Here is a 14714-nt window from a genome sequence, read left to right as displayed (position 1 = left end):
GGGTGGGCGGCATGCCACTGCGACTCGTTCAGGTGAACATCAAGGCCCGGGACGGCGCCGCGCTCGGCCGGTTCTGGGCGGAGGCCCTCGGCTGGGGCGTTTCCAGCGAAGGGCCCGGGGTGACGAACGTCGAACCCGGCGGGGGCTTCGTGTGGCCCGATCCCGCCGCGGTCTGCATCGACGTGGTCACCGTCCCGGACCCCCGGGTGGTGGACTACCGCGTGCACCTCGACCTCGCCACGGCATCCGCTGCCCATTGCGCGGAACTGGTGGCCCGCCTGGAGGAGCTCGGCGCGACGACCGCCGGGGCCGCTGCGGCCGCCCCGGAGAGGCCCCTGGGCACGACCATGGCGGACCCGGAAGGCAACGTCTTCCGCGTCCTGGAGCCGTGTGGGCACTACTCGGGCACCGGTCCGATCGCGGCTGTGGTCGTCGACTGCGAGGACCCGCGCGAGATGGCCCGGTTCTGGGGCGGAGCGATGGACTGGACCGTGCATGCGGTGACCGACGGGCACGCCTCGCTCCGCTCCGCCCGGGGCGTCGGGCCGTACCTCGAGTTCGTCCGCACGCCCGCGGCCGAGGTGGCCTCCACGCGCCTCCACCTCGACCTGCTGCCCTACCGCGGCGATGGCCAGGCGGCCGAGGTCGCCCGCCTCCGGGCCCTCGGGGCGACGCCCGCCGATGTCGGGCAGGGCGACGTTCCGTGGGTCGTCCTTGCCGACACCGAGGGCAACGAGTTCTGCGTCCTCGCGCCCCGGTGAGGCCGGCCGGGCCAGCTCGGCGGACCCGGCCAGGCCCCTCGGTGGGCCCGGCCACGCCAGCCCGGGTGGGCGCTCCTCAGCGCCCCGGCGGCGTGGTGCGCCGGGCGCGGCGCGCGGCCGTCCGGAGCTGGAAGATCCGGATGGCCCCGGCGATCGCCACGAGCACGCCGCCCGCGACCGCCGCGATGAACAGCGCCAGGCCCAACGGCACCGGCCCGATCAGGCCGAGGAAGTGGACCTGCACCATGTCCTGGTTCTGGATGAAGAACACCACAAGCAGGATGAAGACCACGAGCCCCGCGATGACCGCGGTCCAGGTGGCCCCGGCCCGGGAGACGCCCGGCCGCCCGGGTCCGGTCTGCGCCTCGGGCTGCTCCACCGGACGGCTCGAGGGCGAAGCGGGGGGCGCGGGCGGGCCTGCAGCTGCGGGGGCCCCGGTCGGGTGAACGGGTGCCGGCCGTCCCTCCGCGTCCCCCGGGTCGCGGGGGAACCGGCCGGGCACGCCCTGGCCCTCGGCGGGATCGGTCGTCATGAGGGCTCCCTGTCTGCCTCGACGTCCGTGACGGCCGGGGTGCGGTCAGCGGGCGTGCTCTCCACCGGGATCGGCTGGTTCAGGCTGGTTCCGAGGGGACGCCTGCGCAGGCCGCCCTCCCGCAGCTGCTTCCCGACCGGGCCCTCCTGCAGGGCCACCTCATTCTGCGCCCGCTCGGTGTCCGCCAGCCCCTTCGGCGCCGAGCGGCCGTAGTGGCGGTAGAGGCGGTCCTCCTCGCCGGGCTCGAGCCGCTCGTCCGCGTCCACCCGGGGCGCGTCCTTGACGTGCTCCTTCGTGTAGGGGACCACGAGGTTCTCCTCGGCGATCCTCGCCCCTTCGAGGGGCACGAACGACTCCTTGGTCCCGAAGAGCCCGGTCTTCACCGTGACCCACGTGGGCACGTCGGTCTCGTCGTCGAGGTAGAAGTCGCCGATTCCGCCGATCTTCTCCCCGTCCTGGGAGACCACGTCGCCGTGGCCGTCCTTGAGGTCCTCGAGGTCTGCGTTGGTGAGCATCGCGGTTCCTCCTTTCGTGGATGGCGCGCCGGGGACTGGCCGCGGCGCGCCGTCAGTACCAGTGTGCGCTCAGTACTTGTGGGCGCCGCCATCCGCCGAATCGGGCATGTGCGCCCGGGCGGCCTCCTTGATCTGCTCGCTCGCCGGGGGAGCGGACTCGGCGTGCGCCTTGACGCGCGGTGCCTCCTCCTCGGCCCGCGAGAGGTAGCGCTCCCAGCGCTGCGACATGGGCTTGATCAGGCCGCCGCCCACGCCCACGATGACCACGCCGACGATCGCTGCGAGCACCGCAATGAGGATCGGGGTCGTGACGGTGACCGCGATGTCCACCTGGTTGAGGGCGGCGATGATGCCGATGCCGATGATGAAGATGCTCGCGATGTTGGCGAGGGTGCGGCCGTAGGAGAGGCCGCCGAGCGAGCCCTGGATGAGGGTCTTGACCGCGGCTGCGATGGCAGCGGCCACTATCACGATGATGATGGCCACGACGATCTTGGGCAGGAAGGCGATGATCGCGGCCAGCAGGGTGCTGACCGGGTTGGGCCCGAAGACGCCGAAGGCGAACTGGAGGACGAAGAGCACGAGCGCGTAGTAGATGATCTTCGAGACGATCTCGCTCGCGTCGAGATTCGAGTTGGCGAGGGCGCGCTTCACGCCGCCGCGCTCGACCCAGCGGTCGAAGCCGATTTTGGCCAGGAGCCGGGAGAGCGCCTTGGCGATGGCCTTGGCCACCAGCAGGCCCACGATGAGGATCACGAGGAAGAGCAGGAACTGGGGGACGAACCGCGCCACTTCGGCGAGACCCGCTGTGAGTGAGTCGATCATGGCAGTGCCTTCCGTTCTGGTGGTGCCCATGGTGCTCGAGTGATGCGAGATTTCCCCCCGGTGCCCGCAGGGAAACATTCAGGGCGTACGACGACGGCGCGGGGCCGCCTCCCGTACGGAAGGCGACCCAGCGCCGTCGTGCTTCGCGATGCGGCCGGGCCGCGCCTGCTAGACCTGCGCCGCCGCGCGGCCCTTGAGGACGCCGGCGAAGAACGCGCCGAGCTCGTCGGTGGCCGCGAGCGGCAGGACGTCGGCGACGTACTGGTCGGGGCGGACCACCACGACCACGCCGTCGCGGTCGATCCCGCGCTGGGCGAAGATGTCCTCGTCCTTGAGCGTGCCGAAGACGTTCTCGAGGTCGTTGAGGCCGAACTCGCCGACCTGGGGCTTGAAGACGGCCGGGACGTCGTTCAGGTCGAAGGAGCGGTGGTCCTGCTGGTAGACCACCTTCACATCGAACCACGCGTTGCGGTCGAGGCCCTCGGGGGTCGCCACGACCGGCGAGGCCGGATCGGTGGCGAGCCAGTCCGCGAACTTCGCGAGCGTCGAGTCGGCGGTGCCGGGCTTGGCCGCGTCTGCGAAGACGTAGATGCGCCAGCGCCCGTCAGCCGCGGCCAGGTGGCCGAGGTGCAGCGGGTTCGTGTCGCAGATCCGGGCGACGCGGGCCGACTTGAAGCGCTTGCCGACGGTGTAGCCGGTGGCGAGGGCCTGGTGCTTGGGGGCGCCCACGATCATGGACTGGGTGTACTCGGTCATGAACCCGGCCGGGAACTCCGCGGTGCGCACGTAGAAGTCGGCGAGCTCCTGGGGGTTCTCGAACTCCTCGGGCTTCTTGGCCATCATGGAGGACCAGGTGCGGTCGAAGTCGATGAGGTTCTGCGCGATGACCTGGCGCTCGGCGGTGTAGGTCGACAGCAGGCTCTCGGGGCTGCGGCCCTCGAGGACGTGGCCGAGCTTCCAGCCGATGTTGAAGCCGTCCTGCATCGAGACGTTCATGCCCTGGCCGGCCTTGGCGCTGTGCGTGTGGCAGGCGTCGCCCGTGATGAACACGCGGGGGGTGCGGGTGCCGACCTGGCTCGTCGGGACGTCGTCGAAGCGGTGGGTCACGCGGTGGCCCACCTCGTAGACGCTGTTCCATGCGACGCTCTTCACGTCGACGCTGTACGGGTGGAGGATCTTGTTCGCGCGGGCGATGATCTCCTCGAGCGGAGTCTGGCGGATCTTGCCGTGGTCGTCGTCCGGCACGACGCCGAGGTCCACGTACATGCGGAACAGGTATCCGCCCTCGCGCGGGATGTGCAGGATGCTGCCGCCGTCGTGGGACTGGATGGCGCACTTGGTGCGGATGTCCGGGAAGTCCGTGTTGGCCAGGACGTCCATGACGCCCCATGCGTGGTTGGCGCGGTCGCCGCTCATCTCGCAGCCGATGGCGTCGCGCACCTTGGAGCGGGCTCCGTCGGAGCCGACCACGTACTTGGCGCTGATGGTGCGCTCCCGGCCCTGGTTCTCGGGCCCGGAGCCGACGATCCGCACGGTCACCGGGTACTCGCCCTCGCCGATCTCGAGGCCGAGAAACTCCCAGCCGTAGTCCGGCGTCATCCGGGTCGGGGAGTTCCGCATGACCTCGGCGAAGTAGTCGAGCACGCGGGCCTGGTTCACGATCAGGTGCGGGAACTCGCTGATGCCCATCTCGTCGTCGACCGCGCGGGAGGTCCGAACGATGTTGTGCGGGTCCTCCGGGTCCGGGCTCCAGAAGTTCATCTCGGTGATGTGGTACGCCTCGGCGGTGATCTCGGGCGCGAAGCCGAACGCCTGGAACGTCTCGACGCTGCGGGCCTGGATGCCGTCCGCCTGGCCGATCTCGAGGCGGCCGGGGCGGCGCTCGATGATGCGCGTGATCACGTCCGGGAACTGGGAGAGCTGCGCGGCGGTGATCATGCCCGCGGGGCCCGTGCCGATGATCAGGACGTCGACCTGGTCGGGGAGCTCCTCGGGGCGGTTGAGGCCAACGCCCGCGGCCGGCTGGACCTTGGGGTTCGTGGAGACGTAGCCGTGATGGTGGAACTGCACGGGTTTTCCTCACTTCTCTGTGGGGTGGCGACGGCTCGCCATCGCATTGCCTGTCCGATATCTCGCGCTGTGTTCTATAATGGAACACCGTGTTCTAATATCGCTCACGACGATGGTACGCGAGGAGTGGGCCGCGCCACAAGGCCGGGCGCCGCACGACGCCGTGTGCCCGCCTCCGCGACCCGGGTCACCGGACGCTCGTGTGCCCTATTCGGGCCGCAGGCACTTCCCCACCCGGCAGTGGCGGCGGCCGGGAGGCTGGCGCTCAGGGCGTCGCCCCAGGCTGCCCGAGGGCTTGGATCCGGACGGCGGTGACCTTGTATTCGGGGCATCCGGTCGCCTCGTCCACGTGGGGGGACGTGAGCCCGTTCACTGCCGCGTCGGGGAAGTGGATCGCGGCGAAGGCCTGCCCCGGCTGGATGTCGTCGCTGATCCTCACCGGGAGGACCGCGTTTCCGCGCCGGCTGGAGACCTCGACGAGGTCTCCGGCCGTGAGCCGCAGGGACGCGGCGTCCTCGGGGGCAACGTCGAGGCTCTCGCGGGAGAGGAGGCGGAGATTGGGGGTGCGCCGCGTCATGCTTCCGGAGTTGTAGTGCTCGGCTCTGCGGCCCGTGATGAGCAGGCAGGGGAACTCCGGGTCCGGCTGCTCTCCCGGGGGCAGGTAGGGCCGGCCCGCGAATCTGGCCCGGCCGTCCGGTGTGGCGAAGCGCTCGGAGTAGAGCCGCGGCGTTCCCGGAGAGCCGGTGCCGCAAGGCCAGTGCAGCGCGCCGTCCCGGTCCAGTCGGGCGTGGCTGATGCCCGCGAACGCGGGGGCCAGGTCGGCGCACTCCGCCCAGGCCTCGGCCGCGGTGGCGCATCCCAGGGGATGGCCCATGGCCTCGGCGACGGACTGGAGGACGTCGAAGTCGGTCCGGACGCCGCGAGGTGCGTCCACTGCGGGGCGGACCCTCTGGACGCGCCGGTCGAAGTTGGTGAACGTCCCGTCCTTCTCCGGCCAGGCCGCCACCGGGAACACGACGTCCGCGGCCGCGGCGGTAGGCGAGAGGAACAGGTCGTTGCAGAGGACCAGGGGGCAGGCTTCCAGGGCCGCCCGGACGGCGGAGCTGTCGGGATCGGTGCTGAGCACGTCCTCGCCGATGATCCACAGGGCCTGGAGGGATCCAGCCCGGGCGGCGTCGAACATCTGCGGGATCCTCCGGCCCGGCACGGCGGGGAGGGGAGTCTGCCAGGCGCCCGCGAAGCGGCCCCGGACCGCGGCGTCGGCGACGGGCTGGTAGCCCGGCAGCTGGTCCGGCAGGGCTCCCATGTCGGAGGCCCCCTGGACATTGTTCTGCCCGCGGAGTGGATTGATCCCGCCGCCATGGCCGGGCCCGACTGCCCCGCGCAGCAGCGGGAGGTTGGCCAGGGCCCGGACCCCGTCGGTGCCGTGGAGGTGTTCGGTCACCCCGAGCCCGTAGAAGATCCCCGGCGCCCGGGCCGAGCCATAGAGCCTCGCCGCGGCGACGAGGTCTGCGGCGGGGATGCCGGAGACCTTCTCGACCGCTTCAGGCGGGTACTGCGCAACCACTGCGGCCAGGTCCTCGTACCCGCTGGTGTGCGTGCGGATGAAGGCCGGGTCGGTGAGCCCCTCCCGGATCAGCACGTGGGCGAGCGCGTTGAAGACGGCCACGTTCGTGCCCGGGCGCGGGGCGAGGTGGATGTCGGCGTGGCGGGCCAGCCGGGTCCGGCGCGGGTCGATGACGAGGAGCCGGGCGCCGGCCATCGCCGCTTCGAAGATGCGGGACCCGACCACCGGGTGGGCGTCGGTGGGGTTCGCGCCGACGACCATGACTGCGTCCCAGCCGTCGAGGTCCTCGAGGGCGTTGGTTCCCCCGGCGAGCCCGAACGAGGCGGTCAGGCCCGAGGCCGAGGGCGCGTGACAGAGCCGGGAGCAGTTGTCGATGCTGTTGGTGCCCATCACCGCGCGGGCGAACTTCTGGGCGAGGTAGTTCTCCTCGTTGGTGGCGCGGGCGGAGGAGATGAGCCCGAAGGCTCCGGGGCCGGCGTCGCGGACGGCCGGCAGCCGATCCGCGGCGTAGCCGATGGCCTCGTCCCAGGAGGCCTCGACGAGGATCCCGCCGCGCCGGACGAGCGGGGCGCGGAGCCTGTCGGGCGAGCGGAGGTAACCATGGGCGAAGCGGCCCTTCACGCACGCGTGCCCGCGGTTCACCGACCCCTGCTCCACGGGGCGGACGGCGGCGACGGCCCCGTCGCGGGTCGTGATGTCCAGGGTGCACCCGACCCCGCAGAATCCGCAGGTCGTGCGCGTGGTCCTCTCCAGCGGGGCGGCGACGAGCAGTCCCGGTTCGGACAGCGCACCCGTTGGGCAGGTGTCCACGCAGGCCCCGCAGGAGACGCAGTCGGAATCGGCCCAGGCCCCGCCTGTCCCCGGCGCCACGACCGTGTCGGCGCCCCGGCCCGAGAGCGTCAGGGCGAACGTTCCCTGGATCTCGGCACACGCCCGCACGCACCGCCCGCAGGCGATGCACAGGTCGCGGTCGAGCTTGACGTACGGGTGCGAGTGGTCCAGCCCGCGCACCGGAAGCAGCGGCATCCCCGGCGGAGCGGTGACTCCGTGGTCGGCGCATTCCCGCGCGAGCTCGCTGCGGTCCGCCGGAGCCTGGAGTGCACGCGCCGGCAGGCCGGCCAGGATCACCTCCAACGCCCGCCGCCGCAGCGCGAGCGTGCCGTCTGCTGCCACGACGCCGCCGTCATGGGCGGGCGTGCTGCACGCGGCGACCACCCCCTGCCCGGCCACTTCGACGAGGCACGTCCTGCAGGACGCCGCCACGGAGAGCCTGTCGTCGTGGCACAGGGTCGGAACGTGCTTCCCGGCGGCCCGGATGGCGTCCAGGACGGTGGCCCCGGCAGGGAGTTCGACGGCGACTCCGTCCACCACGACGTTCACGCCGCCCACCCCCGGAGCCCGTAGACCCGCGCGAGGCTGCGGACGGCGGCCGGAACCCTGCGGCCGAACGCACACAGGCTGCCGTCGGCCATGGTCCCGAGGAGGTGCGCCGCCGATCCGTGGGGCTGTGAAGTGTCCGGCGCAGCGGCCAGGAGGCGTCCCAGGCGCGACCCGACCCGGCACGGGGAACAGGCCCCGCAGCTCTCGGCCTCGGCGAACTCCCACAGATTGCGCAGGACGTCCTCCCCGGAGAGCCGCCCGTCGAAGGCGACGATGCCCGCGTGCCCCAGTGCGGCGCCGTGCGCGGCCAGGGCCTCGTCGGTCAGCGGCGCGTCAAGGTCCTCCGGGCCGAGGAAGCCGCCCAGCGGCCCCCCGATCTGCAGCGAGCGCAGCTGTGCCCCCGAGCGCAGGCCTCCGCCCAGACCTTCGACCACCTCCCGCACCGTGGTCCCCGTCTCGACCTCGTAGGCTCCAGGGCGGGCGAACCGCTCGGACAGGCACGCCACGATCGTCCCGGACTGGCCCGGGGACCCCATCCGGGCGTAGGCGGGGCCACCGTGGGCGAGGATCCAGGGGACCGCGGCGAGCGTCTCGACGTTGTTGACCACCGTGGGCCGGCCGGCCAGCCCCGCCTCGGTCGGGTAGGGCGGCCGGGCGCGCACCACCCCGCGCAGCCCCTCGAGCCCGTTCAGCAGCGCCGTCTCCTCCCCGGAGACGTAGGAGCCGGCGCCTTCGGCCACCGCGACGTGGAGCCCGAACCGGCCGCCGTGGAGGCGCTCGCCGAGATGGCCCGCCGCCTGGGCCTCGCGCACCGCGGCGCGCATCCGCGCCACCGCACGCGGGTATTCCGACCGGACGAACACCACCCCTGTGCTGGCGCCCACGGCGAAGCATGCGAGCGCCAGGCCCTCGAGCACCCGGTGCGGGTCTTCCTCCATCAGCAGGCGGTCGACGAACGAGCCGGGGTCGCCTTCGTCCCCGTTGGCCACCACCACCCGCGGGCCGGGGTGCCCCAGCGCCGAGCGCCACTTCAGGGCCACGGGGAAGCCTGCGCCCCCGCGCCCCTTCAGCCCAGCCGCTCCGACCTGCTCGAGCACCCCGGCGGGATCCGCCGACGCCACGGCGTCCGGCCACACCGACCAACTCTCCGCGGCGCCTGCCACGCCGGCCAGGGCCACCGGTTCGCGGCTCTCGCAGCGCCAGGGGATGCCGGGATCATGCCGGGGGGCGCCGCCGAGGAGCTGGTCGGCGGCGTCAGGGCCCGCGCACGCACCGTCGCCGTCCTGCGCGGCGGGCGCTGCGTAGCAGTAGCCGAGGCAGCGGACCGTCTGGACGGAGGTGCCGGCCTCGGCCTCCAGGGCGGCCCGGACCGTGGCCACATGCGTACCCGCCGTCGCCGCGAAGCACGCTGCTGCGCCGCACACCCGTACGTGCCGGGCCTCCTTCGGCGCGGAGAAGTCGGCGAAGAACGACGCCGGCCCCGCCACCGCCGCTGCCGGGAGGCCGAGGCCGGCCGCGATCGCCACAGGCGTGGCACCCCCTGCGCGCAGGGCATCCGGGACGTCGGCGATCCGCCGCCCGAAGCGCTGCGCATACCGGCCGAAGGCATCACGGCCGGCCAGCTCTCCCGCCATCTCGGGCTCAATGGCCGGCTCGGGCCGTGCGCGCTCGTGCATGGTGTCAACGGTCCTCCCGGCGGCCGGGTTCTGGAGGTGGCCAAGGGCCCTAGTTCGCCACGGCCAGTCGAACCTAGGCTCGGTCCATCGGACGGCACCGCGGAGGGCACCGTGGAGGAACAGGAAGCCACGGGGATCGTGGTCGGCGTGGACGGATCACCCCTGTCGGTGGAGGCGCTGCGCTGGGCTGCGCGGCTCGAATCGGGGGTCGGTGGGCCGATCACAGCGGCCACCGCGTGGCAGTTCCCCGTAATGGGACTGGGCATGTACCGGGACAAGCAGTGGGGGCCCGAGGACGATGCCCGGGAGCTCCTCAACCAGGCCATCGGGGATGCCTACGGCGGCTCGCCGCCGCGGGGCCTCACAACGCTCATCGCGTCCGGTCCGGCTGCCCGCGTCCTGATAGAGAACAGCCGCGGAGCGCGCCTGCTCGTCGTCGGCTCCCGCGGCCTCGGTGGATTCGCCCGCCTCATGCTCGGCTCCGTCAGCGCCGTCTGTGCCGAGCACGCTGCCTGCCCGGTGCTCGTCGTGCACGCGCCCACGGTGAAGCCCGCTGCCGGGCAGGCAGAGGACGCGGACGCCCCGGCCCGCTCCTGGTTGGCCTGAGGCCGCCGCTGTTCACCGCTCCCCTGCGGCCGCTGAGAGGTCCTCCAGGACGGGTCCGAGGATTGCCGCGGGGTCTCCCGGCGTCAGGCCGCGCAGGCACGGCTCGACCGCCCGCCACTGCACGCGGGCGAGAGAGGGTGCCGCGCGCCAGGCCCCGGCGAGGGCCGCGAGCTGCATTCCGAGAATGCAGGCCGGCCGGCAGAGCCGCCCCTCCTCGAGCGCGACCAGGAGGGCGGTGTACACGTGCGGCCACCGCTCGTAGTGCTGGTCCAGGATGGTCAGAGGCCGGCCCCGGTATCCCCTCCGCATCAGCTCGCGGGCTGCCACGAGCCGGGAGAGCCGGCCGTTTCCATCGCGGAAGGGGTGGATGGTGAGCAGCCCGAGATGAAGGCGCAGCACCGCGCTGTACCCTGCCCGGATCACGGCGCCGGCCCCGGAGGACTCCTCGTACGCCGCGCACAGCTCCTGCAGGAGGGGGAGGACGGCCGCCGGGTGCGGGAAGGTGTGGCCACCGGGAATCCACAGGTGCACAGTGCGCAGCTCCCCGTCCCCGCCGGCTCCGACGTGGAGGTCCCGCAGCCGGTCCACGGTCAGCGGGGGAAAGGCACCCAACGACGCATCGTGCGCCACGCGGTTGAAGGCCTCCTCATAGCTCGCCCGCTCCTCCGGCGTCCCGTACCGCAGGCTCTCGCGCCGCATGGCCCCCCGCCAGCGCTCGGGAACCCGGAAGCCGCGGTCGAGGTGCGCCCCCGCCTCGGCCAGGAGCCGGTCCAGGGCAGGGATCCAGGACGGTGACCCGCACGGGCAAGGCTCGAGTCCGGTCCGGCACTCGCCGCGGTCCAGCGTGGGGGCGGGGCCGGTGGCTCCCGGCCCCGAAGCCGCCCAGCCGGGAGCGTTCCTCTCCGGCGGCCGGGGTCGCAGGGCGAGGATCCGGCGCGAGAGGGCGCCGTCAAGAAGCCGGTCGTCGAGGCGGAAGTCCGGCGCCGGTTCGGCTCCGAGCCAGCGCCACACCCCGTCGCGGTCCACGCTGGCGTCCCACCGGGCCAGGAGCCAGCCCAGCGTGGCCGTGGCCTCCGCAAGGGCGCGCTGCACGTCCGCGCCGGGCAGCCGCCCCGCAGCAGGCCTGGCCGGGGAGGGGAAGACGGCGTCGCCCACCACGTACACACCCGCGGCGGCGCCGTCGTCGCGTGGCCCGGAGGCCCGCTGCACGGGTTCCGCACCCCGGGGCCGTCGCCAGTCGGCAGCCGGCAGCGCCACGTCTGCGAGGGCCAGCCGGGCCAGTGCCGGCGCCGGCGCGCTTCCTCGGGGCGGGGGCGGGTTCGCCACCGTCAGGGGGCAGGCCCGCAGCCACGGCCGACCGAGTCCATGAACCCGGCCCAGCGTTCCGGCGTCGGGCCCTGGGCTGTGCAGGGATCGAGGGACCGCGCCACGATCGTGGTGCAGGCCGAGAGGTCCCAGGCCTCCCCGCCGCAGCGGAGCCTGCCCCGCGCGGCGGGCAGCTCGAGGTCCCAGGAGCCCTCCGCGGCGACCCGCACCGCATCGACGAACCCGCAGGGTGTCCCCGAGGCACGGGCCCTGGCCTGGAGGTAGGCCAGCACGGGGTCGCTGCCACGGCCGAGGAGGAGGACGCTCATGCGAGCAGCAGGTCGGCGACCGCGGACACCGCGGCGCCGGCCAGGTCCGCCAGCTCGGCCTCCGTCGGCTGGGGGGAGACCCGCGCGAGGCGCAGTTGGAGACCGGATCTTCCGGGGCCAGGCAGGGCGGCGCGCCAGTACAGGCAGCAGAAGGCCAGCCCTGCTGCCGCCGCCGCCTCGAGGCTCAGGCGCCGGATCTCCGGGGCCGCGGCCACCGTCTCGTGGTAGAGCCAGCAGCGGTTCCCCACGACGAGGACTTTCTGGTAGACCCAGCCGGCAGGCATCCGCTCCCGGAACCTCACGGCGGTTCCGGGCTTGCCGCCACCCTGCCCGCCGGGGAGCGGCTCCTGCTCGAACGCCGCGCCGTCCACCGGACCTCCGTCGCTGCGCCGCTCGTCCACGAGCAGCGACGGGTGCAGCCGTCCGGCGCACATGAGGTATTCGAGGGCCTCCCGGGAGGACGGCGCCGCCGGGAGCGCGGGAGCGGGCCTGTTGACCACGGGCGAGGCGGAGAGCGCACCCGCGAGGGCGAGCGCTTCTGCCACGGCACAGGCATCCTCCTCCTGCGCCCCTCGTGCCCGCAGGAGGAGGGGCACGTCCGGCTCGACCCGGGCGCGGCAGCCGGTGATCGTCACCGAGACCCGCCGCGCGTACGCCCCGGGCCCGAGCACGGTGGCAGCGTGGCCGCGGCGCTCCAGCTCCTCGCGCACGCGCTCGAGCACGCCGTCCGTGGAGGAGCCCACCAGCACGGGTCCCGTCAGGCAGCCGGGCGGGGCCATCTGCGCCCGGTGTCCCTCGTCAGGGCCTCGGAGCACGGGGCCTCAGAGCACATCGTCCTCGGGCCCGGGCTCGACCTCCTCGGCCTCGCTCCACCCTTCCCGGGTGCCAGAGCCGTACTTGTAGCCCCGCTCGGGAGCCGGAGCCGTCCCGTAGGACGGGGGATCTGCGGAGCCCCTCGTCTCGCTGCCCTTCGGGGTGCTTCCTCCGCGGGGCTGGGACCCCTCGTCCCGTCCCGTCGTCGGCGATTCTTCTGCGCCCGCCATGATGCCTCCCGTCTCCGCCCGTCCCGTCCGCGATGCGACGGCCTGACCACACCACCGTGCTCCGTGCCGCTCCGCGCCCCCAGAGTCCGAGGTCCCAGATTCCCGCTCTGTGCACCGGGCGCGTGTTGGTACGGTGTGCGCATGCCTGATGTTGCGCTCGTCACAGGAACCTCGTCCGGGATGGGGCTGCACGCCGCCGTCGAACTCGCCCGCCGGGGCCTGAGCGTGGTCGCGACGATGCGGGACACCGCGCGCGCCGGGGCCCTCCGCGCCGCCGCCGACGCGGCCGGCGTCGTGCTCGACGTCCGGACGCTCGACGTCGTCGACCACCCCGCGGCGGAGGCGCTCGTCCAGGCCGTGGCCGCCGACCACGGCCGGATCGACGTCCTGGTCAACAACGCCGGGAGGGGCTGCGTGGGGACGGCCGAGCAGCTGCCGATGGACGTGATCCGGGACCAGCTCGAGGTCAACTACCTCGCGCCCGTGCATCTCGCCAAGCTCGTCCTGCCCGGCATGCGGGGGCGCCGCCACGGCCGCATCGTGACCGTGACGAGCGTGGGCGGTGCCGTGGGCCAGCCGTTCGCGGACGCCTACTGCGGGGCGAAGTTCGCGGTCGAGGGGTTCATGCAGTCGCTCGCGCCCGCCGTCGAGCCGTTCGGGGTGCGGGTGAGCGTCGTCGAGCCGGCCGCGGTGGCGAGCGAGTTCGTCGCGAACGTCGAGCGGCCCGCCGACGTCGGGGCGTACGGCGCCCAGCTCGACGCCTACCTCGCGCGCGCCTCGGGCGCCTTCGCCGGCGCCCAGACCGCGGCGGAGGCCGGGGCGGCGATCGCGGACGCCGCGACCTCGGAGGACTACCGCTTCCGCTGGCAGACCTCCGAGGCCGCGGTCCGCTTCGTGGGCGCGTCCCTCGCCGACCTCGACGGGGAGCGCGTCCTGGGCGTGACGCGCACCTGGGTCGCGGGGCAGCCGGGGGCCTGAAGGCAGGTCCGCTGGTCTGGCGCACGACGGCGCGTGGTCGCCGCCGCAGGTTCCCCTCGCCTCGGTCCGCCCCGGCTCGCTCCGCCCGTCACGCCCGGTGCAGGACCCCCTCCTGCGCGTTCGGGGCGAGCCTTGGGCCGCGGACCGGGACGTCGCCCAGTGCCTCGTCGATGGCGCTGAGGACGTCCGCGGAGAGCTCCACCCCGGAGGCAGACGCGTTGGCATGGACCTGCTGGGGGCGGGAGGCGCCCGTGATGGCGGAGGCGAGCTCGCTGCGGCGCAGGACCCACGCAAGGGCCATGGTCGGCAGGCTCAGCCCCGCGCCCTCGGCGATCGGGACGAGGCGCTGCACGGCCTCGAGGACCGGGTCGGACAGCACGAGGTCCTTGGCCATGTTCATGGAGTCGTTGGCGAAGCGGCTGTCCTCGGGGATCGACTGGCCGGGCTTGTACTTGCCGGTGAGGACCCCCTGCGCGAGAGGGGACCAGACGATCTGCGAGATGCCGTTGGCCGCGCACAGCGGGAAGACCTCGGCCTCGGGCGCCTGCCACAGCATCGAGTACTGCGGCTGGGAGGAGACGAAGAGGTCCGGCCCGGCGATGTCGATCGCGGCCTGGATCTGCTCCGGGGTCCACTCGCTGAAGCCGAGGTAGCGGGCCTTGCCCTGCTCCACGACCTTCTGGAACGCCTCGATCGTGTCCTCGAGGGGCACCGACGTGTCGAAGCGGTGCGCCTGGTAGAGGTCCACGTAGTCCGTCTGCAGCCGGGCGAGCGAGGCGTCGATCTGCTTGGCGATCTGCTCGGGGGCGAGGCCGGCGTCGGTGTCGGACATCCGGCCCATGACCTTGGTGGCGAGGATGTAGGAATCGCGCGGGTGCTTCGAGAGGATCCCGCCCCAGGCCGTCTCCGAGGCGCCCCGCCCGTAGACGTTCGCGGTGTCGAAGAAGTTGATGCCGGCGTCGAACGCCGCCTCCGTGCAGGCGCGGGTCTGCTCCTCCTCGATGCCGCCCGAGTACGTGAGCCACGAGCCGAGCGAGATCTCCGAGACCTCGAGGTCCGAACTGCCGAGCTTGCGGTAGCGCATGGTGGTGCTCCTTGGGATGGGGACGGGTCGGTCGGCGGCGGGG

The 14714-nt window shown here is 73.3% G+C and carries 14 protein-coding genes; 3 read left to right on the top strand and 11 right to left on the bottom strand.

The features are described from left to right. Positions 1–11 precede the first annotated feature (11 nt). Positions 12–761 (top strand): VOC family protein, encoded by a 750-nt coding sequence (locus J2W21_RS09965; RefSeq protein WP_307114358.1) that lies wholly within the window; start codon positions 12–14, stop codon positions 759–761. A gap of 76 nt (positions 762–837) precedes the next feature. Here J2W21_RS09965 and J2W21_RS09960 read toward each other — a convergent pair whose 3' ends face one another. The 6 genes from J2W21_RS09960 to J2W21_RS09935 all read right to left on the bottom strand — a co-directional run bounded on the left by J2W21_RS09960 (position 838) and on the right by J2W21_RS09935 (position 9326). Then, positions 838–1293, bottom strand: coding sequence for a LapA family protein (locus J2W21_RS09960; RefSeq protein ID WP_307114357.1), 456 nt, complete (start codon positions 1291–1293; stop codon positions 838–840). Then, positions 1290–1808 carry a PRC-barrel domain-containing protein gene (locus J2W21_RS09955; RefSeq protein ID WP_307114356.1) on the bottom strand — a complete coding sequence of 173 codons (519 nt, stop codon included), beginning with the start codon at positions 1806–1808 and terminating at the stop codon, positions 1290–1292. The genes J2W21_RS09960 and J2W21_RS09955 overlap by 4 nt, the downstream gene beginning before the upstream one ends. Positions 1809–1877: 69 nt before the next feature. Further along, on the bottom strand, positions 1878–2633 hold the full coding sequence (locus J2W21_RS09950) for a mechanosensitive ion channel family protein (protein WP_307114355.1): 756 nt from the start codon (positions 2631–2633) through the stop codon (positions 1878–1880). 168 nt (positions 2634–2801) lie between these two features. Beyond that, positions 2802–4703 (bottom strand): FAD-binding monooxygenase, encoded by a 1902-nt coding sequence (locus tag J2W21_RS09945; protein ID WP_307114354.1) that lies wholly within the window; start codon positions 4701–4703, stop codon positions 2802–2804. A gap of 265 nt (positions 4704–4968) precedes the next feature. Then, positions 4969–7650: a formate dehydrogenase subunit alpha gene (fdhF, locus tag J2W21_RS09940; RefSeq protein ID WP_307114353.1), complete on the bottom strand. Its 2682-nt coding sequence runs from the start codon at positions 7648–7650 to the stop codon at positions 4969–4971. Continuing rightward, positions 7647–9326 (bottom strand): NADH-ubiquinone oxidoreductase-F iron-sulfur binding region domain-containing protein, encoded by a 1680-nt coding sequence (locus J2W21_RS09935; protein ID WP_307114352.1) that lies wholly within the window; start codon positions 9324–9326, stop codon positions 7647–7649. The genes fdhF and J2W21_RS09935 overlap by 4 nt, the downstream gene beginning before the upstream one ends. A 111-nt stretch (positions 9327–9437) precedes the next feature. On the opposite strand from J2W21_RS09935, the gene J2W21_RS09930 reads away from it, so the two are divergent. Further along, entirely contained in the window at positions 9438–9932 is a 495-nt protein-coding gene (locus J2W21_RS09930; protein WP_307114351.1) for a universal stress protein, read from the top strand. A 12-nt stretch (positions 9933–9944) separates the two neighbouring features. Here J2W21_RS09930 and J2W21_RS09925 read toward each other — a convergent pair whose 3' ends face one another. From J2W21_RS09925 to J2W21_RS09910, 4 genes are all read right to left on the bottom strand, one after another. Beyond that, on the bottom strand, positions 9945–11141 hold the full coding sequence (locus J2W21_RS09925; protein WP_307114350.1) for a Fic family protein: 1197 nt from the start codon (positions 11139–11141) through the stop codon (positions 9945–9947). Between the two features lie 119 nt (positions 11142–11260). Further along, positions 11261–11566, bottom strand: a complete 306-nt coding sequence (locus J2W21_RS09920) for a hypothetical protein (RefSeq protein WP_307114349.1) — start codon at positions 11564–11566, stop codon at positions 11261–11263. Continuing rightward, the gene (locus tag J2W21_RS09915) at positions 11563–12381 is read right to left on the bottom strand and encodes a hypothetical protein (RefSeq protein ID WP_307114348.1); all 819 of its coding nucleotides are present in this window, start codon (positions 12379–12381) and stop codon (positions 11563–11565) included. The genes J2W21_RS09920 and J2W21_RS09915 overlap by 4 nt, the downstream gene beginning before the upstream one ends. Positions 12382–12387: 6 nt before the next feature. Continuing rightward, entirely contained in the window at positions 12388–12609 is a 222-nt protein-coding gene (locus J2W21_RS09910) for a hypothetical protein (protein ID WP_307114347.1), read from the bottom strand. 141 nt (positions 12610–12750) lie between these two features. Here J2W21_RS09910 and J2W21_RS09905 point away from each other — a divergent pair, with 141 nt between their 5' ends. Continuing rightward, a complete protein-coding gene (locus tag J2W21_RS09905) occupies positions 12751–13587 on the top strand; it encodes an SDR family NAD(P)-dependent oxidoreductase (protein ID WP_307114346.1) in 837 nt (278 codons plus the stop codon). A gap of 88 nt (positions 13588–13675) precedes the next feature. Here the strand turns inward: J2W21_RS09905 and J2W21_RS09900 are convergent, their stop codons facing one another. Next, entirely contained in the window at positions 13676–14671 is a 996-nt protein-coding gene (locus tag J2W21_RS09900; RefSeq protein WP_307114345.1) for an aldo/keto reductase, read from the bottom strand. Between the last annotated feature and the right edge of the window lie 43 nt (positions 14672–14714).

The organism is Sinomonas atrocyanea, from assembly GCF_030811715.1.
Classification (GTDB): Bacteria; Actinomycetota; Actinomycetes; order Actinomycetales; family Micrococcaceae; genus Sinomonas; species Sinomonas atrocyanea_A.
Note: the sequence above shows the minus strand (reverse complement) of the source record. Positions and strands in the feature narration are given on the sequence as shown.